The sequence below is a fragment of the Candidatus Blochmannia vicinus genome (assembly GCF_023586525.1).
Lineage (GTDB): Bacteria > Pseudomonadota > Gammaproteobacteria > Enterobacterales > Enterobacteriaceae > Blochmanniella > Blochmanniella vicinus.
This window is the reverse complement of sequence record NZ_CP097763.1, coordinates 277884-302542: the sequence shown is the minus strand read 5'-3', so window position 1 is coordinate 302542 and position 24659 is coordinate 277884. Positions and strand designations below refer to the sequence as shown.

The 24659-nt window shown below is 29.1% G+C and carries 20 protein-coding genes; 18 read left to right on the top strand and 2 right to left on the bottom strand.

Features of this window, described 5'->3' with window-relative positions; all coding sequences use genetic code 11:
* The first annotated feature begins 52 nt into the window (after positions 1-52).
* Positions 53-880, top strand: a complete 828-nt coding sequence (gene yigL, locus M9408_RS01250) for a sugar/pyridoxal phosphate phosphatase YigL (protein WP_250257380.1) — start codon at positions 53-55, stop codon at positions 878-880.
* A 481-nt stretch (positions 881-1361) separates the two neighbouring features.
* On the opposite strand, the gene M9408_RS01245 is transcribed toward yigL, so the two are convergent.
* Complete coding sequence (locus M9408_RS01245; RefSeq protein ID WP_250257379.1) at positions 1362-1955, bottom strand: YhgN family NAAT transporter; 594 nt, start codon at positions 1953-1955, stop codon at positions 1362-1364.
* Positions 1956-2190: 235 nt separating this feature from the next.
* Here M9408_RS01245 and asd point away from each other — a divergent pair, with 235 nt between their 5' ends.
* A complete protein-coding gene (gene asd, locus M9408_RS01240; protein ID WP_250236739.1) occupies positions 2191-3297 on the top strand; it encodes an aspartate-semialdehyde dehydrogenase in 1107 nt (368 codons plus the stop codon).
* Between the two features lie 179 nt (positions 3298-3476).
* On the opposite strand, the gene M9408_RS01235 is transcribed toward asd, so the two are convergent.
* Complete coding sequence (locus M9408_RS01235) at positions 3477-4067, bottom strand: NfuA family Fe-S biogenesis protein (protein ID WP_250257378.1); 591 nt, start codon at positions 4065-4067, stop codon at positions 3477-3479.
* Positions 4068-5478: 1411 nt separating this feature from the next.
* On the opposite strand from M9408_RS01235, the gene aroK reads away from it, so the two are divergent.
* The 16 genes from aroK (at position 5479) to rpoB (ending at position 24615) form a co-directional block, all read left to right on the top strand.
* The gene (gene aroK, locus M9408_RS01230; RefSeq protein ID WP_250257460.1) at positions 5479-6015 is read left to right on the top strand and encodes a shikimate kinase AroK; all 537 of its coding nucleotides are present in this window, start codon (positions 5479-5481) and stop codon (positions 6013-6015) included.
* A 56-nt stretch (positions 6016-6071) separates the two neighbouring features.
* Positions 6072-7157, top strand: a complete 1086-nt coding sequence (aroB, locus tag M9408_RS01225; RefSeq protein ID WP_250257377.1) for a 3-dehydroquinate synthase — start codon at positions 6072-6074, stop codon at positions 7155-7157.
* Positions 7158-7524: 367 nt separating this feature from the next.
* Positions 7525-8190 (top strand): ribulose-phosphate 3-epimerase, encoded by a 666-nt coding sequence (rpe, locus tag M9408_RS01220; protein WP_250257376.1) that lies wholly within the window; start codon positions 7525-7527, stop codon positions 8188-8190.
* A gap of 244 nt (positions 8191-8434) precedes the next feature.
* Positions 8435-9439: a tryptophan--tRNA ligase gene (trpS, locus tag M9408_RS01215; RefSeq protein WP_250257458.1), complete on the top strand. Its 1005-nt coding sequence runs from the start codon at positions 8435-8437 to the stop codon at positions 9437-9439.
* A 186-nt stretch (positions 9440-9625) separates the two neighbouring features.
* Complete coding sequence (locus tag M9408_RS01210; protein WP_250257375.1) at positions 9626-10222, top strand: anthranilate synthase component II; 597 nt, start codon at positions 9626-9628, stop codon at positions 10220-10222.
* A 1939-nt stretch (positions 10223-12161) separates the two neighbouring features.
* On the top strand, positions 12162-12533 hold the full coding sequence (rpsL, locus tag M9408_RS01205; RefSeq protein ID WP_250236008.1) for a 30S ribosomal protein S12: 372 nt from the start codon (positions 12162-12164) through the stop codon (positions 12531-12533).
* Between the two features lie 156 nt (positions 12534-12689).
* Positions 12690-13160, top strand: coding sequence for a 30S ribosomal protein S7 (gene rpsG / locus M9408_RS01200; RefSeq protein WP_250236006.1), 471 nt, complete (start codon positions 12690-12692; stop codon positions 13158-13160).
* 186 nt (positions 13161-13346) lie between these two features.
* The gene (gene fusA, locus M9408_RS01195) at positions 13347-15461 is read left to right on the top strand and encodes an elongation factor G (RefSeq protein WP_250257373.1); all 2115 of its coding nucleotides are present in this window, start codon (positions 13347-13349) and stop codon (positions 15459-15461) included.
* Between the two features lie 62 nt (positions 15462-15523).
* The gene (gene tuf / locus M9408_RS01190; protein ID WP_250257372.1) at positions 15524-16708 is read left to right on the top strand and encodes an elongation factor Tu; all 1185 of its coding nucleotides are present in this window, start codon (positions 15524-15526) and stop codon (positions 16706-16708) included.
* 65 nt (positions 16709-16773) lie between these two features.
* Positions 16774-17151, top strand: a complete 378-nt coding sequence (gene secE, locus M9408_RS01185) for a preprotein translocase subunit SecE (protein WP_250257371.1) — start codon at positions 16774-16776, stop codon at positions 17149-17151.
* A 1-nt stretch (position 17152) separates the two neighbouring features.
* Positions 17153-17698, top strand: coding sequence for a transcription termination/antitermination protein NusG (nusG, locus tag M9408_RS01180; protein ID WP_250257370.1), 546 nt, complete (start codon positions 17153-17155; stop codon positions 17696-17698).
* 140 nt (positions 17699-17838) lie between these two features.
* On the top strand, positions 17839-18270 hold the full coding sequence (rplK, locus tag M9408_RS01175; RefSeq protein ID WP_250257368.1) for a 50S ribosomal protein L11: 432 nt from the start codon (positions 17839-17841) through the stop codon (positions 18268-18270).
* Positions 18271-18276: 6 nt separating this feature from the next.
* A complete protein-coding gene (gene rplA / locus M9408_RS01170; protein ID WP_250257366.1) occupies positions 18277-18978 on the top strand; it encodes a 50S ribosomal protein L1 in 702 nt (233 codons plus the stop codon).
* Positions 18979-19367: 389 nt separating this feature from the next.
* Positions 19368-19865 carry a 50S ribosomal protein L10 gene (gene rplJ, locus M9408_RS01165; protein ID WP_250235985.1) on the top strand — a complete coding sequence of 166 codons (498 nt, stop codon included), beginning with the start codon at positions 19368-19370 and terminating at the stop codon, positions 19863-19865.
* Between the two features lie 85 nt (positions 19866-19950).
* Positions 19951-20319: a 50S ribosomal protein L7/L12 gene (rplL, locus tag M9408_RS01160; RefSeq protein ID WP_250235983.1), complete on the top strand. Its 369-nt coding sequence runs from the start codon at positions 19951-19953 to the stop codon at positions 20317-20319.
* A 270-nt stretch (positions 20320-20589) separates the two neighbouring features.
* Entirely contained in the window at positions 20590-24615 is a 4026-nt protein-coding gene (gene rpoB / locus M9408_RS01155) for a DNA-directed RNA polymerase subunit beta (protein ID WP_250257365.1), read from the top strand.
* Positions 24616-24659: the final 44 nt, after the last annotated feature.

The following is a 24659-nucleotide window of genomic DNA, read 5'->3' as shown; positions in this document are numbered from 1 at the left end:
TATAATCATCGCTATAATTGCAAACTTTAATAAAAAATAAAGCGAGGTACAAATGTTTCGCATCGTTGCGTCTGATTTAGACGGCACCCTGCTAACACCAAATCACCGATTAACACCCTTCACTAAAAAGATTTTGAAACTATTAACTGATCATAAAATTCATTTTATTTTTGCTACCGGCCGACATCACACAAATGTCATGAGCATCCGTGATAATTTAAAAATCAACATCTACATGATTACTTCTAATGGAGCCAGAATACACAATGCTGATGGAAAATTAATTTCCTCTTATAATTTAGAGACAGCAATTGTCTCTGACTTACTATCCGTAGCACATTATGATTCTGAAATTATTACTAATATTTTCCGCAATGATCAGTGGTTGATCAATCGATCAGTATCAAATCAAAATTATTTTACTAACGGATATGAATCTAATTATTGTATTTATCAGAAAGATACATTATCCTTAGATAAGATCTGTAAAGTATATTTTACTAGTAATAATTGCCAACGGTTATTATCTTTAGAAAAGGAATTAAACGCACGATGGAATCATCATGTTAATATTAGTTTTTCACTTCCAACATGCCTTGAAGTAATGCCAGGAGGAGTTTCTAAAGGCCATGCTTTGGCGCAAGTGGTTAAATTATTAGGATATCAACTTAAAGATTGCATCTCATTTGGTGATGGTATGAACGACAAAGAAATGTTATCAATGACAGGAAAAGGGTGTATAATGAGTAACGCACAACAACGACTAAAAGATACACTTCCATTACTAGAAATTATTGGAAATAATAAAAATGATGCAGTTCCCCACTATTTAAAACGTCTTTATCTCAATAAACTACCTAATATATCTTTGATAAAATAATTATTTTTTCAACATTTTATCAAACCCATAGGGGTATATATCCTTACTCTATAAACCACTAGTTTTTTCAAGGCCATGTTAAATATGTAATAACTTTATATTCATATTAACAATATTAACTATATTCTTTCGTTAAAAATAATATTCTACATTCAAATAACAACTATAATTTTATCAATTCATAACAGACTTGTACATAGAATGACCAACTTATATTTATCTAATATAAATGTATATACATATGGTTATTATATTATATACTTTGCGATAATATATTTTATTAAAAAATTGATTTAAGATGTAAAATTGTAAAATTTATATAATAATCATTATTTTATAAATATAATAAAATTTAATTTTTTAAAATTTTATTTTTTGTTTAACTTCTAAAAATATTTATTATCAATGAATTTGAAATAATCTATTAAAAATAGAACCAATATTACAATCTACTTATATAATACATAATAATTTTTAATAATCATGTACATAAATAACTATGTATTCCATCAAGCAACATTTGAGTAGAAATCATTACTAACAACAAGCCCATTAATCTCTCCAAAGCACTGATACCTTTACTTCCTAATAAACGAGAAAATATATTAGATAACATCAAAATTAACATGGATAACCCCCAGGCAATAATCAATGCTAAAATTAACAAATCAATTTGCTGAGGATATTGGTGAGATAGTAGTAATAAGGTTGCTAAAATCGAAGGACCCGCAACCAAAGGAATAGCAAGCGGAACTAAAAAAGGTTCTTCTCCCTCTGAAACACCCGTACTATTTCCCTCTTCTGAAGGAAATATCATTTTTATGGCAATTAAAAATAAAACAATACCGCCAGAAATAGAAACTGTTTCTGTATGCAAATTAAGAAAAATTAAAATGTGTTCTCCAACAAATAAAAATCCTAACATTAATAATAAAGCAATCACCATTTCTCGAATTATTATAATTTGGCGCCGTTTTGGTTCTAAACCTTTTAATATCGACATAAAAATTGGTAAATTTCCAATAGGATCCATAATTAAAAATAACAAAACTGTAGCTGATATCATTTCATTCATTATTATTTTCCTAATAGTTATTTATATTTTATATACATCATGCTTGTTATACAGTAAATTATAAATATTATCATAAGCATATCATCATGCCAGATTGTTCATAATGTATCGTACACACACTTGTACAAATAATTTTTACAATATACAGCATATTTTAATAAATGTTTAATATCTTACAATACTTGCAATACATATGTTTTTATGACAACATTTAATAATGATTGAGAGATTAATAATGAAAAATATTGGGTTTGTTGGTTGGAGAGGAATGGTAGGTTCAGTATTAATGAACCGTATGCAAGAAGAACGTGATTTTAGCTATTTTCACTCAACGTTTCTTTCTACGTCCCAAATAGGAAAATACGCTCCAAGCATTCAAGGAAAACAGGAACTATTTTTACAAGATGCTTATAATATAGAACTTCTTAATTCCTTAGATATTATCATTACATGTCAAGGTAGCACATATAGTAATATTATTTATCCAAAATTAAGAAAAACCGGATGGGCGGGATATTGGATTGATAGCGCTTCGTCTTTAAGAATGAATGATGATGCAATTATTATCTTAGATCCTGTCAACCAAGTATTTATAGAAAAAAGTCTAAATAATGGCATCAAAACATTTATAGGTGGAAATTGTACTGTAAGTTTAATGTTAATGTCTTTAGGTGGATTATTTTCTAAAAATTTAATTGAATGGGTTTTTGCGTCCACTTATCAAGCAGCTTCTGGATACGGAGCGCGAGCCATGAGAGAACTATTAATACAAATGGGTCAAGTGTACAATACAGTAACTGATTTCTTAACCTCTTCTACGGCAACAATTCTAGATATTGAACATACAATTACTAAATTTAGCAAAACTGATTCTTTATTAGTAGATTGTTTTAAAGTTCCTTTAGTAGGCAACGTTATCCCATGGATTGGTAATTATATGTGCGACGGTCAAACTCAAGAAGAATGGAAAGGTCAAGCAGAAACTAATAAAATTCTCAATACTTCCGAAAGTATAACAGTAGATAGTTTATGTGTACGTGTTGGATCATTACGTTGTCATAGTCAAGCATTCGTCTTAAAACTTAAGAAAGATATATGTCTTACAGAAATAGAAGAACTTATTCAGTCCCATAATGAATGGGTGAAAGTTATTCCAAATGATATGAAACAATCACTAGAAAATTTAACTCCTATAATGGTTTCCGGAACGCTTGAAATACCAATTGGTCGACTACGCAAATTGCATACCAGCAACAAACATATTGCAGCTTTTAGCGTGGGTGACCAATTACTTTGGGGGGCGGCTGAACCATTAAGAAGAATGTTACGGCAACTATTATAAACTTGTATAAAATTATATAGTACTACTACTATTACGATTAGAGCAAACATGATCTCAAATAAGCATAAAACAACAAACTATAAATATTAAAAACCCCAAAAAATGGATCATAATTACATGATAAATATTACAGCTACTGTAGTCCAATATTTTTAAATGAAACAATAAAATTCTTATATTTAATAATAAGAATGTATATCATGTTTATGTTGAGTAATATCTAGCACTCCTTTTAATTCTGGAAATAAGTTCTTTAGAGTAGTTTCTATACCTTCTTTTATAGTATAGCTAGCCATCGCGCATCCATTGCATCCGCCATAAAATTTAATAACAGCTAACAAATCTTTAGTAATATGCACTAAAGATACGCTACCGCCATGCATCTCTAACTGCGGATTAATTCGAAATTGTAATACATGTCTTACTTGATCCTCTAACGAATCACTGTTCATACTTTCTTCTGTATCATTATATTTTTTAGTAACATTAGGGGCCTTAATAGTAAGCTGATGGCCTAATTCATTAACTATAATATCGATTCGTGCATCTTTAAGTAAATAAGTACACGATCGATCTACATATATAGAAAACAATTCAAATTCAATGATAACATCACTGGACTTGAATTCTTCTGGTGAACAAAAACAAATACCACATTCTGCATTAACAGTGCCTGGATCAACTACAAATACTCGTATCTGAGTCCCTGGGGTTTTGTTCTTTAAAATTCTAACAAAATGTTCTTGCGCGGCAGAAGTTACATTAATCATTTTATGACATACACCAAAATTATTGCATTATAGATAATGCTAAAAAATTTATTTTAGCACGAAATCACTTCAATCAAGTCTATATGTATTTTTATATATTTTCAATATATATTGTTTTTTGTATTATTGATAATTAATTTTACATTTATATATATATAACATACAATTAATATACTCTATATATTTAATAGAACTTAAAAAAATTTTAAATTATATAAATAAATTTTTAAATTGCATTAACAAATTTACTTTAAAACACCAAATAATATAAAGACAGAAAATTTATATAAAATTTTTAAATAACTATATATTTATATATCCAGTATTTTTAAATAATTTACTATCTATCAAAATAAACAACACGAAATAAAGCACAATTATATCTTTTCACTATCTAATTATTAATTAATCTAAAATATAAACAATAAAAAATTAAAATATTTACAAATCATTAAGTTTATTAATATAAAATTTATGATTATTTTATTATTTGGCTATAAACTACGATTTTTTACTGACATAAAACGCCATGCAAACATCGCACGTTATAAAATTGCTCCCTAAAAAATCAATTAATTCTAAATAAATAGAAACTTATGTCACAATATATAATCAACAAAAAAATTAAAGAAATTAATTTTAATTGTTAAATTCTAATTATTAAACATTTGATAATATCCTATCTCTTTTTTTATATAAACTAATCTTACTGACAGTAAAACTACTTTAGTTGTAATGTTTAAGAATTATCTATAATTATTAGAATAATGTATTTTAAGATTATAAATATACCAAGTTAGTACAACGCACACAACATGTAAATAATTTTTACTATTATTAGTATACATTTAATTCAATAAACACATATATCTATAGCTTATAGATGCAATAATATGTAGGCTAATAATGAATATTGATTTTCATATTTTTATATAAAATACATAAAATATGATATCAACGATCATAATTATTAAGATTATCCGTTATATTTTTAATATATTAAATATAATAATTACTAATTTAAATAAAAGCCATCTTTATAAAAATAGCATTAAAATCATATATGTATTTTATTTATAAAACTAAACAAAAATAGTATTTACTTTTTCTATATATAAGTACTGTCAGCACAAAACTAAACGCAACACATATACTTACATATGATATATACCTCTATACATTGATCATTATTTCTTATTATACCCTGTAATAAGAAATAAGTTTCTGCATTGCGCCCGAATAAAAATTTGTATTACAATAATAGCGTGTTATCATATATCAAACGTATATTTATAAAAATACGGTAATAAAATGCTTCATATTTTATATTGTATACTTCTAGATCAGTTGAATATTAATACAAAGCGATGAAATATATACGATGAAGAAGTTATTTTCATATAATAACAATATACTAAAAAAACATAATATTTTTTTAATTGGACCTATGGGGGCTGGAAAAAGCACTATTGGGCGTCAATTAGCAAACCAACTAAATATGAAATTCTTTGATTCTGATCAAGCAATCGAAACTCGCACTGGGGCAAATATTAGTTGGGTTTTTGATGTGGAGGGAGAAATTAGGTTCCGTGATCGTGAAGAAAAAATTATCGATGAACTAACAAAAAAACAGGGAATAATATTAGCTACTGGAGGTGGTTCTATTAAATCTAGCATAACACGAAATAATCTTGCTACCCGTGGGCTAGTAATATATTTAGAAACAACTATTGAAAAACAATTAATTCGAACACAACATGATAAGAGACGCCCATTGCTAAGATCATCATCAATGTCAGGAAATATTCGAGAATTGTTAGAAATATTATCTAAAGAACGAAACCCGCTATACGAAGAAATCGCCGATATAAAAATTTCCACTGACGAACAAAACATCAGAACTGTCGTTGGTAAAATTATTAGTTTTCGTAACCAGAATGCTATATAACGCCCAAATCATATATTAGTCATTTATTATTAATTAAAAGTTATCATAATTTTCTTATGGAAAAAATTATCATAAAGTTACATAAACGAAGCTATCCAGTTGTCATATCAGATAAATTATTTAATCATTTCTCATCTCTTTGGTCGCTACATGCTGGTGATAAAGTAGTACTAATCACCAATGATCGAGTAGCGCCAATTTACTTAAATATATTATGTAATTTACTCACTCATGCAGGTATTGTCACTGACCAACTAATTTTACCAGATGGAGAACAAAATAAAACTTTAATAACACTGAATAAAATATTCACTAAATTATTAACGCAAAATTACGATCGCAGTACGATACTTATCGCACTTGGTGGTGGTGTTATTGGAGATATCACTGGATTTGCAGCTGCAACATACCAGCGTGGGATACGTTTTATTCAAGTCCCAACAACATTGCTTGCACAAGTAGACGCATCTATTGGCGGAAAAACTGGTGTCAACCATGTGCTTGGGAAAAATATGATTGGAGCCTTTCATCAACCTAATGCTGTTATTATCAATTTAGATGTCTTAAGTACATTAACTGTAAAAGAGTTTTCTTCTGGATTAGCTGAAATAATTAAGTATGCTGTTGCTCTGGATTCTGATTTTTTTAATTGGTTGGAATCTAATTTAGAAAACTTATTAATTTTAAATATATCATCTTTAATGTATTGTATTCGCCGTTGTTGTGAATTAAAAGCATCTATAGTTTCAATTGATGAATACGATCAAGGTATTAGAAGTTCACTTAATCTTGGGCACACTTATGGTCATGCCATCGAATCTTATTTAAATTACAAAAAATGGTCTCATGGTGAAGCTGTAGCTGCAGGTATCATGATAGCAACAAATACTGCTTTACGTTTAAAGCAACTCAATTACAGCGCCGCAGAACGTATAAAACAATTATTAATACGTGCTGGTCTGCCTATACACGGCCCAAAAGAAATGACACCCAATAATTATCTAAGATACATGACACGCGATAAAAAATCAATATCAGGACAACTTAATTTAGTTTTGCCTGTCTCCATAGGATGCGTAAAGACTATTTCTAACGTAAACCACAAATTAGTATCTCTATCTATCGAAGACACTTATAGCTAAAACTATTCTTGAAAATATCAAAACATACGATTATAATTGTACGTTTTGATATTTTCATCAGACCATTTTTGACTACTATAGATGTGATCTATAGTATAAATCCAATATTAAATAAAGTTCAAACTATAACTAAATCAATCTAACACTAAAAATTAGACAACATATCAACTCTATTAAAAAATTTTTATTTTATTTATATAGTACATGAGTATTTAAATATATTGTTGACATAAAGATAACAATATAACTTCAATACAGAATTGGATTATTATTTAGTTCATTTAAAATATAAATTAATAAATATAAAATTTCTTTATTTAAAGAAACTTTATATTTATAGCGTTGCAATTTTTAATTGGAAATTTCAATGAAACACTTTTTAATAGCTCCATCTATTTTATCAGCTAATTTTGCCAAATTAGGAGAAGATATAACTGATGTCATATCCGCCGGCGCAGATTTGTTACATTTTGATGTTATGGATAATCATTATGTTCCTAATCTAAGCATAGGATCCATGGTATTACAATCATTACGTAATTATGGAATTAGTATCCCTATTGACGTCCATCTAATGGCGAAGCCAATAGATGGACTAATATCAGATTTTGCTTCTGTTGGAGCAACATATATCAGTTTTCATCCAGAAACAACAAAACATATTGATCGATCATTGCAATTAATTAAAGAACACGGATGTAAAGCAGGATTAGTTTTTAATCCTAGCACTACTCTCAGTTGTTTAGAATATGTAATTCATAAAATTGATATGATTACATTAATGTCAGTAAATCCTGGATTTAGCGGACAATCATTTATCCCTATTATTTTAAAAAAAATAAGTCAAACACGAAAATTAATAGAAAATTCTAACTATAATATTAATTTAGCAGTGGATGGAGGAATTAATATAAAAAATATACGTTCAATTTTAGAAGCTGGCGCAAACACATTCATTATGGGATCAGCTATCTTTGGGTCTCCAAATTACTACGACACCATACACATGATTCGCTCTGTTCTATCAAATTAATAATAAAAACATTGATCAAATTATATTGCATTAAACAAAAAATTAAAAATATATTATATTTATTAAATAGTTGCTCTATTTAAGGCAAGTATTATTTGATACTATGATATACTAGAATAGTTTTATTTTAAAATTGTACTTTTCATATGATTACGAACCCACATCAATATATTATTGTATAATACAAATCTTAAAATAATAATATATTGCTTATTTTATTTTAAAAACTATGGAAAATAGTCATATAAACAAACCGATTGTGTTTAGTGGAGCTCAACCATCAGGTCAACTTACTATTGGAAACTACATCGGTGCAATACGTCAATGGGTAAAAATGCAACATGATTACCAATGCATATATTGCATAGTAGATTTACATTCAGCTACAAATTGCAGTAATTTACATCAGTTAAATAAAGCATCATTAGATACACTAGCTTTATATTTAGCATGTGGGATTGACCCAAATAATAGTACTATATTTCTTCAGTCCCATGTTCCAGAACATAGTCAATTAAACTGGTTATTAAATTGTCATACATATTTCGGAGAACTACATCGTATGAATCAATTCAAAGAAAAATTGGCACAACAAAAAGAAAGTATTAATATCGGTTTATTTAACTATCCAGTACTAATGGCATCAGACATTCTATTATATCAAACTAATTTAGTTCCAGTAGGATCAGATCAAAAACAACATTTAGAATTAACACGTAATATCGCTAAACGTTTTAATTATAAGTATGGCGCAATTTTTGCGATTCCAGAAATATTTATTCCTACATATGGCTCTCGTATCATGTCTTTATCAGAGCCAAATAAAAAAATGTCCAAATCAGATTATAATTCTAATAACATTATTACTCTTTTAGACGATATTAATACAGTATCAGAAAAAATTAAACGTGCTGTTACTGATACTGATAACCCCCCAACGATTAAATATGATCCTATTAACAAACCTGGTATTTCTAATTTACTAGAGATTCTTTCTGGAATAAATGAACAACCAATAAAATATTTAGAAAAACTATTTAAAAAGAAAACATATTTTTATTTAAAAAACGAAATTATTCAATCAATATCATCGATGTTGATAAAACTACAAAATCGTTATTACACTGAACGTATTAATGAAGATAAATTACGCTATATATTGCACATGGGAGCAAAAAAAGCACAAAAACAAGCTAATACTACCTTAAAAAAGGTACATAAAGCGATGGGATTTACTCAACAATATTAATTAAGAAATAATTAATTCTTACATTTATTAAAGTTATTATTTTATAATAACAAAAATTTTATTTTAATTTATAATCAAAACACGCATAATATTTAATAATATTATTGAATATTGCATTGATTATAAAATAATAAAAAATTTTTGTATATAATTCATTGAAAAATAAAATACCATGATAAATTTATAATGAATAAAATTCTTATTATTGATAATTATGATTCCTTCACTTGGAATCTTTATCAATACTTTCAAGAAATGGGTGGTATAGTAGAAGTCAAAAGACACGATGCTTTAAGTATTATAGATATTGAACGGTTATCTCCTGAACGTTTAGTGATTTCTCCTGGACCTGGAACCCCGGATGATGCTGGTATTTCTTTGGATGCTATTTATTATTTTCACAATAAAATACCTATCCTTGGAGTATGCCTTGGTCATCAAGCTATAGCCCAATTTTTCGGAGCTAAGTTAAAATCTGCACAAAAAATAATGCACGGTAAAACTTCTTTAATTCATCACAACGAAAGCGGGATATTTACTAAAATCATACAACCTTTAAATGTAGTACGATATCATTCCTTAGTAATAGATTCAAATACTGTTCCAAATTGCTTAGAAGTAACCGCATGGAGCAATAATACTACACATACCGATCATAATCAATATAGTGAAATTATGGGAATACGCCATCGTAAATTAGCTATAGAAGGTGTGCAGTTTCATCCAGAAAGCATATTAAGTGAACAAGGACATCGCATCCTGGCTAATTTCATGAAATATTAAATTAAAAAATTAAGTAAATTTATTAAAAATAAAAAATTAAAAATGGTTATTTTATTTTTTTCAAATAAATATATATCGAACATTGATACATATCATATAATTTTAAAGATATTTCATTGCTTATTTAATTTGTATAAAACAATTAATCATCAACCATTAAAAAAATTGTTTGTAATTTTACATATAATTATATATAAAAAAATTTTTAATTAATTTTATAGTTTTTACAAAAACCTCATTATTACAACCATAGAAATTTTCTTCTACTCTCTTTATATAATATAAAATAAAAACATGTTACAAAATAACAAACATATCTTTGCTTTTGTTATTATTTATACATGAAAATAAAATATTTATTCTATAATTAGTTTTATTAAAAAATTTAAGTTCGAATAATTTATATCTATTCTGAGCAATAAAGCATAAACGCATTAAATCCTACACATTATAAAGTAAACAGCAATAATTTTAAAAATACATACAACGTACAACAACCACATATGTCTTTATATGCTAACATAGCATGACGAATACATTGGTAAATGTTAAAAATCTTGCTTTTATTAAAGTTTGTGATTAATAAAAGATAAAACAACTCTTAATTAGATTAAATATTTTTTGATTATAAATTAAAATAAAATTAATTTTTATTTATTATAATTTTATACGTTATACTTTTATGATACACAACATAATATTTTATTTTAAATTATTGGTCCCATATAAAAAATTTATATATTTTATTCTAAAATCTATTCATATACTATTAAACTACACTAATCTTCAATATTAAACTTACTAATTGTCTTTACTAATTAATTTAATCTATAAAGATTAAATTAATTATAAATATTATGTATAAAAATATCGTAAGTATTAAGCAACAAAAAAGTATATTAATTACTAATTTCAATAAAATATTGTGTATACATAAAATACATAATACTTTAATAAAAATATTTCAAAATTTGAATAATAGTAAATACAAAATTGTATAAAAAATCAAAATTAGAATTATTAAATTTAATTTAAATTACACTACTCTAATTTAAATCTCGTCTATTTATATTAAAATAATTAATATTTATTTTTAAGTATTTTATTTTTTACTATTATTATTTATAAACCTTTCTGATAAAATTACATTTAATGTAAAATTTTTAAGATAACTCTAAAAATTATGTGTATTAAAAAATTAATAATCATGCAATATACTATCATCGTATTAAAATTAAATTATCTTTAAAAGGTAAGAAGCTATGAAATCGTTATTTATCAAATTTATTTTGTTTATTTCCATTGTTTCCCTTGCTCTTACCGGCATTATCTGCTAGACACCGAGAAGATAATACTTGCAATATATAATGTACTTCAAGTCGCATATATGTTTACACTTCTATTATATAAATTATCCTGATTTTCGTTTTATATATCAGATAAAAATTAACAAAACTGTAATTTATTGAATCTACTAATTTCTGTCCATATAATAGCCATAATAAGATTTATAAATAAAAATAAAAAACAACTAAGTATCTCTTATCTACGATAAGAGATACTTAGTTTAAACCCAAAATAGAATAATATTGGAATCAAATATTGTACTGTTACTATTCCATGTAATTAAATAAACTTTATTATCGCTATTGATGATAACAATTTTCTCTTTGACTTATTATAAATAATAAAAACTATTGTACATTAATTTCTTAATGGTCAAATTAAAAAATAAATGTATTGTTATACATTTTCATATTTAAATGATTCTATATTTAGATGTTAAACTGAGTGAATAATCCTAGTAAATATGATATAATTTTGTTCTAACTTAGTAACTTAAAAATAACAGCATTACGCGCTATTGTTATAGTTAATCAATATTTAAGTTACGTATATTTAAAATAATTTCGATCATAAAAATATCGGAGATATTAACATGACAACAATTAATCAACTTGTTCGTAAGGCGCGAACTGCAAAAACTTTTAAAAGTAACGTGCCAGCATTAGAATCTTGTCCACAAAAAAGAGGTGTATGTATGCGCGTATACACTACTACCCCAAAAAAACCAAATTCTGCATTACGAAAAGTATGTCGTGTTCGCTTGACTAATGGATTAGAAGTAACTTCCTATATTGGAGGAGAAGGCCATAATTTACAGGAACATGCTTCAATTTTAATTCGAGGTGGACGTGTTAAAGACCTACCCGGCGTCCGATATCATGTTATCCGTGGAACTCTTGACTGCGCAGGAGTTAACTCTCGTAAGAAAAGTCGTTCTAAATATGGAACAAAAAAACCAAAATAATAATATACCAAAAGATATGACGGTTCTATTTTTTATTTCTGATTTAAGTTAAATTTCAAACATAAGACACAATTAATTAACCGTAATTGTAATTAATATAATAATTAATTTTATATTTAAACATGATATCAATTAATTAAAGAGGAATTATAATTCATGCCACGCCGTCGCGTTGTTATAAAACGAAATATTCTCCCAGATCCAAAATTTGGATCTGATCTATTAGCAAAATTTATCAATCTATTAATGTTAAACGGGAAAAAATCTATTGCAGAAACAATAGTATATTCCGCGTTAGATATTCTATTCAAACGATCTAATAAAGATTGTTTAGAAACATTCGAAATAGCTATAAATAATGTACGTCCAATTGTAGAAGTAAAATCTAGGCGTGTTGGAGGTTCTACCTATCAAGTACCAGTAGAAGTTCGTCTTATACGTAGAAATACCTTAGCAATGAGGTGGATTATTGAAGCTGCTCGTAAAAGAAATGATCACTCTATGGAGTTACGTTTAGCAAATGAATTTTTAGATGCTATAGAAGGCAAAGGACACGCTATTAAAAAACGTGAAGAAATACATCGTATCGCAGAATCCAATAAGGCTTTTGCTCATTATCGTTGGTAATTGCATCTCAATCATACTAATACACATAAAATATGATATCATTTAATTTTTAAAAACTCTTAACAATTATTCAACTATTAAGTTTTGTTTATCTTTTGAATATACTTAGAATTGCTTAAAAATAGTATTTTTCAAACATAATAGACATTACTGTTGAAATAATAACAAATATTATTGAGGATATTAATGACTCGTGTAACACCGATTGTACGGTATCGTAATATTGGAATAAGCGCGCATATTGACGCCGGAAAAACTACTACAACTGAACGAATTTTGTTTTATACAGGTGTGAATCATAAACTTGGAGAAGTACATACTGGTTCTGCAACTATGGACTGGATGGAACAAGAACAAGAACGAGGAATAACAATTACTTCTGCAGCTACTACATGTTTTTGGTCAGGTATGGCTAATCAATTCGACTCGCACCGTATTAATATAATAGATACTCCTGGACATGTTGATTTTACCATTGAAGTAGAACGCTCTATGCGTATACTTGACGGTGCAGTAATGATTTATTGTGCCGTAGGTGGAGTCCAACCTCAATCTGAAACTGTGTGGCGTCAAGCAAATAAATATAAAGTACCACGTATTGCGTTTATAAATAAAATGGATCGAATAGGTGCAGATTATCTACGAGTTGTAGAGCAACTAAAAACCAGATTGTTTGCTAATCCTGTACCTCTTCAATTAGCTGTAGGCTCAGAAGACAAATTTACTGGAATTATCGATTTAATCAAAATGAAAGCAATTCATTGGAATGAAGCTGATCAAGGAGTCACTTTTATTTATAGCAAAATACCTGAAAATTTAATAGAACTATCAAATATATGGCATAAACATTTAATAGAATCTGCTGTTGAAGAATCTGAAGAGTTGATGGACAAATATTTGTCAGACAGACATCAATTGACAGAACAAGAAATTAAACAAGCATTACGTCGAAGAGTATTAAATAATGAAATTATACTAGTAACATGCGGATCTGCTTTCAAAAATAAAGGAGTGCAAGCAATGTTAGATGCTGTTGTAGAATATTTACCATCTCCAAGTGATATAACATCTATTACAGGCGTATTAAAAGACGGATCTACTCAAACTAAACGCCATGCTAATGACAACGAACCGTTTTCAGCGTTAGCATTTAAAATAGCTACTGATCCATTTGTAGGAAACTTAACTTTTTTTCGAGTATATTCAGGTGTAGTAAGTTCTGGAGATAATGTTTTAAACCCTATAAAAGAAAAACGTGAACGATTCGGTCGCATTGTACAAATGCATGCAAACAAAAGAGAAGAAATTAAAGCTGTTCATGCTGGGGATATTGCTGCAGCTATTGGTCTAAAAGATGTTGATACTGGAGATACCTTATGTGACCCATCCTCACCAATTATCCTTGAACGTATGGAATTTCCAGAACCAGTTATTTCTGTAATGGTCGAAGCTAAAACTAAAGCAGATCAAGATAAAATGAGTTTAGCTTTAAATCGTCTAGCCCAAGAAGATCCGTCATTTCGTGTATGGATCGATAAAGACTCTGGTCAAACTATTATTGCCGGAATGGGTGAATTGCATTTAGAAATTCTTGTAGAACGCATGAGAAGAGAGTTTAATGTTGAAGCTAATGTAGGAAAACCTCAAGTTGCATACCGCGAAACCATCCGTACTAGTGTAATACAAGAAGGTAAATTTATTCGCCAATCAGGAGGTAGAGGTCAATTTGGCCATGTTTGGTTGCGTATCGAACCTATGCATACAAAAGACGAAGAAAATTATAAATTTTTAAACAAAATTGTAGGTGGCGCTATCCCTAAGGAATATATACCCGCTGTAGATAAAGGCGTACAAGAACAAATAAGCAATGGCATTCTTGCAGGATATCCAATTGTAGGCATTTGTGTGACTATTTTTGATGGTTCTTATCACGAAGTTGATTCTTCAGAAATAGCATTTAAAATAGCAGGATCTATAGCATTTAAAGAAGGATTTATGAAAGCCCATCCCGTATTATTAGAGCCTATTATGCATGTAGAAATTGAAACACCCGAAAATTATATGGGAGATGTTATTGCAGATTTAAATCGTCGCCGAGGTATAATTAGTAGTTTAGAAAATTCTGCAATTAGTGGTAAGATAATTTGTGCTCAAGTTCCTTTATCAGACATGTTTGGTTATGCTACTAGTTTACGCTCACAAACTCAAGGACGTGCTTGCTATTCTATGGAATTTTTAAAATATAACGAAGTACCCAACAATATAGCTCAAATTATTATCAATTCTCGTCAAACTAAGTAATAATAAATAATATTTAGATTTAATCGTTTTGAAAAACTATAAAAGATCTAAGGAGTTTAGAGGTGTCCAAAGAAAAATTTAAACGCGTAAAACCACATATTAACGTAGGTACCATTGGTCACGTAGACCACGGGAAAACTACTCTAACTGCCGCTATAACTACTGTTTTATCTAAACATTATGGCGGATGTGCACGTGCTTTCGATCAAATTGACAATGCTCCAGAAGAAAAAGCACGAGGAATTACCATAAATACTTCTCATGTTGAATATGATACTGCAAATCGACATTACGCACATGTTGACTGCCCCGGACATGCTGATTATGTAAAAAACATGATTACTGGAGCTGCACAAATGGATGGAGCAATATTAGTAGTAGCTGCCACTGATGGGCCTATGCCACAAACTCGTGAGCATATTTTATTGGCCAGGCAAGTAGGAGTGCCTCATATAATTGTATTTATGAATAAATGCGATATGGTTAATGATGAAGAATTATTAGAATTAGTTGAAATGGAAATGCGAGAATTGCTATCCCAATATGATTTTCCAGGAGAAAATACACCAATTATTCGTGGATCTGCGTTAAAAGCATTAGAGGGAGAGAAAATATGGTCTAATAAAATTTTAGAATTATCAGATGTATTAGACAATTATATTCCAGAGCCCAAACGATCTGTAGACCAACCATTTTTATTACCTATTGAAGATGTATTTTCTATTTCTGGCCGAGGCACAGTCGTAACAGGCCGTATTGAACGTGGTATTATAAAAGTTGGAGAAGAAATGGAAATTGTCGGTATAAAAAATACTATAAAAACCACATGTACTGGAGTAGAAATGTTTAGAAAATTATTAGACGAAGGACGCGCTGGAGAAAATGTTGGTATTTTATTACGTGGTACTAAACGTGATGAAGTAGAACGTGGTCAGGTATTATCTAAACCTGGATACATCAAGCCTCATTCTTATTTTGAATCAGAAGTATATATTCTTAATAAAGATGAAGGAGGAAGACACACGCCATTTTTTAAAGGTTATCGTCCCCAATTTTATTTTCGTACTACAGATGTCACTGGTACCATTGAATTACCAGAAGGAGTAGATATGGTAATGCCTGGAGATAACGTTAAAATGACTGTTAATTTAATTTCTCCAATAGCTATGAATGATGGTCTTCGATTCGCTATCAGAGAAGGCGGTCGTACCATAGGGGCTGGTATTGTATCTAAAATTATATCTTAATTGAGCGATATGACAAATACAGTTGTTATGTAGTTATATTTATAAAAATGTAGTAATCTATTAGTATGCATATAGAAAATAAAAATAAAAAATATATATATATATTAGAAGTAACCAAATGGATTAGCATTATAGGATTAGTCTTAACGTCTATCATTGGAAACTACTTATACCGTGATTACAATGTTTTCGCGAGAGGCATGGTAATTTTTATTATCATTACTACTGTTGCATATATTGCCTCAACTACTAAAATAGGAAAACTAATAGTTATATTTGGAAATGATTCACGCATTGAATTACGAAAAGTAGTGTGGCCTACTTACCGAGACGGATTAAATACTACCTTAATTGTAATAGGAGTAACTATAGTAATATCATTATTATTATGGGGATTAGATACTATTTTAGTGCATCTAATATCATTTAGTCTGAGGTTATAATATGACTGATGCTTTAAAAAAAAATTGGTATGTTATTCAAGCGTTTTCTGGGTTTGAAAATCGTGTAGCTCATTCCTTACGTGAGTATATTAAACTATACAATATGGATGCAATGTTTGGTGAAATCATGATCCCAACAGAAGAGGTAGTAGAAATGCGAGCTGGACAACGTAGAAAAAGCGAACGTAAATTTTTTCCTGGTTACGTACTAGTACAAATGATAATGAATGATTCTAGTTGGCATTTAGTAAAAAGTGTCCCACGTGTTATGGGATTCGTTGGAGGAACATGCGATAAGCCTGCTCCTATTGGAGATAAAGAAGTTAATGATATTATTCACCGACTGCAGCAAATAGGAGATAAACCCCGTCCCAAAACATTGTTTGAACCTGGAGAACTTATCCGAGTTAGCGATGGCCCTTTTTCTGATTTTAATGCTGTAGTAGAAGAAGTAGATTATGAAAAAAATCGCTTAAAAGTATCAGTTTCCATCTTTGGACGAGCTACCCCGGTAGAATTGGATTTTTCTCAAGTTGAAAAATCTTAATTGTACAGAATCATATATTGAAAGAATTATACATTAGGTATATACGATAAAGACAGTTATTACTTTATATTTGTCATTAAATAATAACGAAATATAAATAAAAAGCAAACATTGTCAATTTTATTGCTAGGATAATTAATATGGTTAAAAAAAAGATACAAGCCTATATTAAACTACAAATTTCCGCTGGAGCTGCTAATCCTAGTCCCCCTGTTGGACCCGCTTTAGGCCAACAGGGGGTAAATATTATGGAATTTTGCAAAGAATTTAACGCAAAAACTGAAAAACTTGAAACAGGATTACCGATTCCTGTTATCATTACTGTTTATACCGATCGTTCTTTTTCATTTATTACTAAAACCCCTCCTGCTTCGATATTATTAAAAAAAGCTGCAAATATTCAGTCTGGGTCCGAAAAACCAAATATAATAAATATTGGTAAAGTATCACGTACTCAAATTTATGAAATTGCAAAAATTAAGGCTGTTGATATGACAGGTTCTAATATAGAATCAATATCACGTTCTATTATAGGTACAGCTCATTCTATGGGACTAAAAGTGGAAGATTAATAAAAAATGGGTAAATTAAGCAAAAGAATGCGTATAATTCGAAATTACGCAGATACTTCTATACAATATTCTGCGATAGATGGATTACAATTATTAAAAAAAATTACAAAAGTTAAATTCATTGAAAGTGTTGATGTCGCTATCAATCTAGGAATTGATGCACGTAAATCTGATCAAAACATACGCAGTCATGTCATTCTGCCACATGGTATTGGTCGCGATATTCACGTTGCTGTTTTTACGCAAGGAGATAATATTTTGTTGGCTAAAAATGCTGGAGCTGATTTAGTTGGATTACATGATTTATCTGATAAAATAAAAACAGGAAAATACCGACTAGATGTGGTTATCGCATCTCCTGATGTAATGCATATAGTAAGTAAATTGGGCCCTGTTTTAGGGCCTAAAGGTTTAATGCCAAATCTTAAAATGGGCACTATATCTAGTAATATAGAAGAATCAGTTAAAAACATTAAACTAGGACAGATACGTTATAAAAATGACAAAAATGGCATTATTCATTCTACCATTGGTAAAATTAATTTTGATATCATAAAACTCAAGGAAAATTTAGAAGCATTAATAATATCTTTAAAACAAGCTAAACCAGTGATTTTTAAAGGAACATACATTAAAAAAGTAACCCTTTCTACCACTATGAGTAAATCTATATCTATTGATCAAAATACTCTGTTTATCACACATTGACTGTGGTGATATTCATGTGTTTTTATTAATAGATTCTTTACATGATTTACAAATTAGTCTAAACTTTACTAGGTTGCTGTGTTTATGATTACAATTTTAAATGTGTTAGTTTAATTCAAATTACATAATTTTATTTAAAATAATTTTATGGATGTTAAACATACGATATAATATCTGATAACACAGTTATCATTACGATGAATTAAGGCAATATTCTTTCTTATTTCATCTTATAAAGAAAAATAGTTTCCTTATAAAAATATTTTATTTAAAATTTTAGTACTACAATCTCTAAACATAAATATATATAAAAGATATATATTTATGTTTAGATTAGTGTTCTAGTGCGTAGTAAATCTTATATTAAATTAAATCAGGGTGTTGTTTTTATGGCATTAAGCCTACAAAAAAAAGAAGAAATTATTTATAAGATACGCGAAACAGCTAAAAAATCTTTATCAGCAGTAGTAGCTTCTCTAGACGGCATTACTGTAAATGAAGTAACTAAGTTACGAAAAGAAGCGCGAGATCTTAAAGTCTACATACATGTTGTTCGCAATACGTTAATGCGGAAAGTAGTAAAAGATACGTCTTTATCATGTTTGCAGAATATTTTAATAGGACAAAACATTGTTGCGTTCTCTATACACCAACCTCGTGATTCTGCGCGTGTTTTTGTAAAATTTAATAAAAGTCATAAGCATTTTAAAATAAAAGGTGCGGCTTTTGAGGGTAAATTTATTCCCGCATTAAAAATTAATCTATTATCTGATTTACCCAACCATGAAGAAGCTATTTCCAGATTAATGACAATTATAAAAACAAGTAGCATAGGAAATTTAATACGAGTCTTATACGTATTATCTAATCAAAAACTAAAGTTGTAATTTAGTAAAAATATTATATCTATTTTGATAAATAATAATTTGATTATGTAATCCTCTTTAATATTTTATATTTTTGGAAATTTTTATGTCTCTCACAAAAGAACAAATTTTGGATGCTATTTCCAATATGTCTATTATGGAAATAGTTAAATTAACTTCCATGATGGAAGAAAAATTTGGAGTATCTGCTGCTCCGTTAGTCACTGTTAAACCTGATGTATCAGAGCCAGTCGTAAAAGAACAAACTGAATTTAACGTTTTTTTAACTGCTATTGGAAATAACAAAATTCCTGTAATTAAAACTGTACGCAGTATTACTGGACTAGGGTTAAAAGAAGCAAAAGAATTAGTAGAATCTGCACCCGTAATTTTAAAAGAATCAATAAATAAAGATGATGCTGAAACTTTAAAAAAAACTTTGGAAACAGCAGGTGCAACTGTTGAAATTAAGTGAAGATAAATCAATGATAATTTATTATTGGTTATTGGCTATATAGGATTTTATGTTGTTTAAAAGTAAACGATGTTTAATTTTAAACAACATAAAATTATAATGTTTCAATATTTTATGTATTTCAACTGCAAAAACGCACAAATAATTTGTATATATCAGTCTACATCTAAAATAAATATATACAGTAAATTATATTACTATATATTATTTATATAGTGGTTAGCTTATTTCTTGAAAACAATCGTCTATATTAACTAATCGAGGAACTTTATGGTGTATTCCTATACTGAAAAGAAACGTATTCGTAAAGATTTTGGAAAACGTCCTCAAGTTTTGGATATTCCATATCTTCTTTCTATTCAGCTTAATTCCTTTAAAAAATTTATTAGGCATGATCCAGAGAAGCAATGTGGATTAGAAGCAGCTTTTCGATCCGTTTTTCCCATTAAAAGCTATAATGGTAATGCTGAACTAAGATACATTAAATATCGATTAGGAGAACCTACATTTGACGTAAAAGAATGTCAAACACGTGGTATCACTTTTTCTGCGCCGTTACGCGTATGTCTGTGTCTAATTATTTACGAACGTGATGGACTAAATAACGTAATAAAAAATACCAATGAACAAGAAGTATATATGGGTGAAATTCCACTTATGACCAACAACGGTACTTTTATTATTAATGGAATTGAACGAGTCATTGTGTCTCAATTACATAGAAGCCCTGGCGTATTTTTCGATAGTGATAAAGGTAAAACACATTCATCCGGAAAAGTATTATATAATGCGCGCATTATCCCATACCGAGGATCTTGGCTAGATTTTGAATTCGATCTAAAAGATAATTTATTTGTACGAATTGATAGGCGAAGAAAGTTACCAGTAACAGTAATATTACGTGCTTTAAATTATACTACTGACCAAATTTTAAATATGTTCTTTAATAAAGTAATATATGAAATTCAAAATAATACATTATATATGCATCTAATACCTGAAAGATTACGGGGCGAAACAGCATCTTTTGACATTGTTGTTAATGGTATCACATATGTAAAAAAAGGACGTCGTATTGCAGCTAAACATATTCATCAATTAAAAAAAGACAATATTTCAAAAATTGAAATACCCATAGATTATATAATTGGTAAAGTTGTTATTAAAGACTATATTGATAAAAATACGAATGCACTTATTGTTTCAGCTAATACAGAAATATCTACCGATATATTACATAACTTAATTCAATCAGGATATAAGTCCATAGAAACATTATTTAGCAATGATCTCGATTATGGTAATTATATTTCTGAAACCTTGCGTATTGATACAACCACCAATAGATTTGATGCATTAATAGAAATTTATCGTGTAATGCGTCCGGGAGAACCACCAACTAAAGAAGCTGCTGAATATTTGTTTGAAAACTTATTTTTCTCAGAAGAACGTTATGATTTATCTGCTGTAGGTAGAATGAAATTCAATCGTTCATTGCAACGAGCGCAAATAGAAGATTTAGGCATATTAAAAAAAGACGATATTGTTGATGTAATTAAAAAATTAATTGATATTAGAAATGGTAAAGGAGATATAGATGATATTGATCATTTAGGAAATCGACGTATTCGATCTGTAGGCGAGATGGCAGAAAATCAATTTAGAATCGGATTAGTTAGAGTAGAACGTGCAGTAAAAGAACGATTATCTTTAGGTGATTTAGATACATTAACCCCTCAAGATTTGATTAATGCTAAACCAATTTCAGCTGCAGTAAGAGAATTTTTTACTTCTAGTCAATTATCTCAATTTATGGATCAAAATAATCCATTATCAGAAATTACCCACAAACGTCGTATATCTGCCTTAGGGCCAGGAGGTTTAACTAGAGAACGTGCAGGATTTGAAGTACGTGATGTCCATCCTACACATTATGGTCGGGTCTGTCCAATAGAAACCCCAGAAGGACCAAATATAGGACTAATTAACTCATTATCTGTATACGCTCGAGCTAATGAATACGGATTTTTAGAAACTCCATATCGTAAAGTTCAAAATGGTGTCGTCAGTAATGATATTCATTATTTATCTGCAATCGAAGAAAGTAATTTTGTTATTGCTCAAGCAAATACAAACCTATCTTCAACAGGGGAATTTGTTAATGATTTAGTAACCTGTAGAAATAAAGGCGAATCTGGTCTTTTTAAAAAAGATCAAGTTGATTACATGGATGTCTCTACGCAACAAATAGTATCAGTTGCTGCCTCATTAATTCCTTTTTTAGAACATGATGATGCTAATCGCGCTCTTATGGGTGCAAATATGCAACGTCAAGCTGTTCCTGTCTTATGTAGTGAAAAACCGTTAGTAGGAACTGGAATGGAACGTGCAGTCGCCATAGATTCCGGTGTTACCGCAATAGCTAAACGTGGTGGTATCGTTAAATATGTCGATGCATCACGTATTGTAATACATGTTAATAAGAATGAAACACATGATGAAGAATCAGGAATTGATATCTATCACTTAATAAAATATATTCGATCAAATCAAAATACTTGTATTAATCAACGACCTTGTGTGTCTTTAGAAGAATCAGTAGAACGTGGAGATGTAATAGCAGACGGGCCATCTACTGATTTAGGAGAATTAGCTTTAGGGCAGAATATGCGAATTGCCTTTATGCCTTGGAATGGATACAATTTTGAAGACTCAATGTTAGTATCAGAACGTGTAGTACAAGAAGATAGGTTTACAAGTATACATATCCAAGAATTAACTTGTGTATCCCGTGATACTAAATTAGGCTCTGAAGAAATTACAGCTGATATTCCAAATATAGGAGAAACAGCGTTATCTAAACTAGACGAATCCGGAATTATTTACATTGGAGCGGAGGTAATAGGAGGAGACATTCTTGTTGGAAAAGTTACGCCTAAAGGAGAAACTCAATTAACACCGGAAGAAAAACTACTTCGTGCTATCTTTGGTGAAAAAGCATCTGATGTAAAGGATTCATCCTTACGAGTTCCTAATGGAGTATGCGGTACTGTAATTGATGTACAAATATTTACTAGAGATGGCGTTAAAAAAGACAACCGTTCATTAACGATTGAATCTGCTAAATTAAAACAAGTAAAAAAAGATTTAAACGAAGAATTTCAAATTTTTGAATCAGCATTATTTGATCGAGTTTATGATATATTAATTACAAGTGGGGTCGAAAAAGAAAAATTGACTAAAATTAACCGTAATTCTTGGTTAAATCTGGTACTATCAGATACGAAAAAACAATGTCAATTATCTCAATTAACTAAACAATATTTTAATTTAAAACGTATGTTTGAAAAAAAAACAGAAATTCAGCATCGTAAAATTACTCAGGGAGATGAATTGGCTCCTGGCATATTAAAAATAGTTAAAGTATATTTAGCTGTGAAACGTCAAATACAACCTGGGGATAAAATGGCAGGACGACATGGAAATAAAGGTGTAATTTCAAAAATTAACCCTATCGAAGATATGCCATATGATCAAAATGGAGTACCAATAGATATCGTACTCAACCCTCTCGGCGTACCATCTCGAATGAATATTGGTCAAATTTTAGAAACTCATCTTGGTATGGCCGCGAAAGGTATTGGAGACAAAATAAACTTCATGTTACAAAAATACAAAGAAATAAATCAATTGCGAAAATTTATTCAAGAAGCGTATGATTTAGGAAAGGGATTGCGACAACACATTGATCTTAACAAATTTTCAGATACAGAAATATTGCAATTAGCTAATAATTTAAAAGAAGGAATACCTATTGCTACTCCAGTATTTGACGGGGCTACAGAAAAGGAAATTAAAGATCTTTTACAATTATCTGGATTACCAACTTCTGGTCAAATTACATTATTTGATGGATGCACAGGAGAAGTATTTGAAAGAAAGGTTACTGTGGGTTATATGTACATGCTGAAATTAAATCACTTAGTAGACGATAAGATGCACGCACGTTCTACCGGATCTTATAGTTTAGTAACGCAACAACCATTAGGAGGAAAGGCTCAATTTGGTGGCCAACGTTTCGGTGAAATGGAAGTATGGGCATTAGAAGCTTATGGCGCATCATATACCCTGCAAGAAATGTTAACAGTAAAATCAGATGATGTAAATGGACGTACTAGAATGTATAAAAATATTGTTGATGGGAATCATGTAATGGATCCTGGTATGCCTGAATCTTTCAACGTGTTATTAAAAGAAATTCGTTCTTTAGCAATTAACATTGAATTAGAAGACTAATTTTTAAATTTAAAATCTGTATAATAAATTTACTATCACATACT

Bases quoted from the DNA above. Each gene is read 5' to 3' on its own strand.
- yigL (WP_250257380.1), top strand. From the start codon at position 53: ATGTTTCGCATCGTTGCGTCTGATTTAGACGGCACCCTGCTAACACCA.
- M9408_RS01245 (WP_250257379.1), bottom strand. From the start codon at position 1,955: ATGAATGAAATGATATCAGCTACAGTTTTGTTATTTTTAATTATGGAT.
- asd (WP_250236739.1), top strand. From the start codon at position 2,191: ATGAAAAATATTGGGTTTGTTGGTTGGAGAGGAATGGTAGGTTCAGTA.
- M9408_RS01235 (WP_250257378.1), bottom strand. From the start codon at position 4,067: ATGATTAATGTAACTTCTGCCGCGCAAGAACATTTTGTTAGAATTTTA.
- aroB (WP_250257377.1), top strand. From the start codon at position 6,072: ATGGAAAAAATTATCATAAAGTTACATAAACGAAGCTATCCAGTTGTC.
- rpe (WP_250257376.1), top strand. From the start codon at position 7,525: ATGAAACACTTTTTAATAGCTCCATCTATTTTATCAGCTAATTTTGCC.
- M9408_RS01210 (WP_250257375.1), top strand. From the start codon at position 9,626: ATGAATAAAATTCTTATTATTGATAATTATGATTCCTTCACTTGGAAT.
- rpsL (WP_250236008.1), top strand. From the start codon at position 12,162: ATGACAACAATTAATCAACTTGTTCGTAAGGCGCGAACTGCAAAAACT.
- rpsG (WP_250236006.1), top strand. From the start codon at position 12,690: ATGCCACGCCGTCGCGTTGTTATAAAACGAAATATTCTCCCAGATCCA.
- fusA (WP_250257373.1), top strand. From the start codon at position 13,347: ATGACTCGTGTAACACCGATTGTACGGTATCGTAATATTGGAATAAGC.
- secE (WP_250257371.1), top strand. From the start codon at position 16,774: ATGCATATAGAAAATAAAAATAAAAAATATATATATATATTAGAAGTA.
- nusG (WP_250257370.1), top strand. From the start codon at position 17,153: ATGACTGATGCTTTAAAAAAAAATTGGTATGTTATTCAAGCGTTTTCT.
- rplK (WP_250257368.1), top strand. From the start codon at position 17,839: ATGGTTAAAAAAAAGATACAAGCCTATATTAAACTACAAATTTCCGCT.
- rplA (WP_250257366.1), top strand. From the start codon at position 18,277: ATGGGTAAATTAAGCAAAAGAATGCGTATAATTCGAAATTACGCAGAT.
- rplJ (WP_250235985.1), top strand. From the start codon at position 19,368: ATGGCATTAAGCCTACAAAAAAAAGAAGAAATTATTTATAAGATACGC.
- rplL (WP_250235983.1), top strand. From the start codon at position 19,951: ATGTCTCTCACAAAAGAACAAATTTTGGATGCTATTTCCAATATGTCT.
- rpoB (WP_250257365.1), top strand. From the start codon at position 20,590: ATGGTGTATTCCTATACTGAAAAGAAACGTATTCGTAAAGATTTTGGA.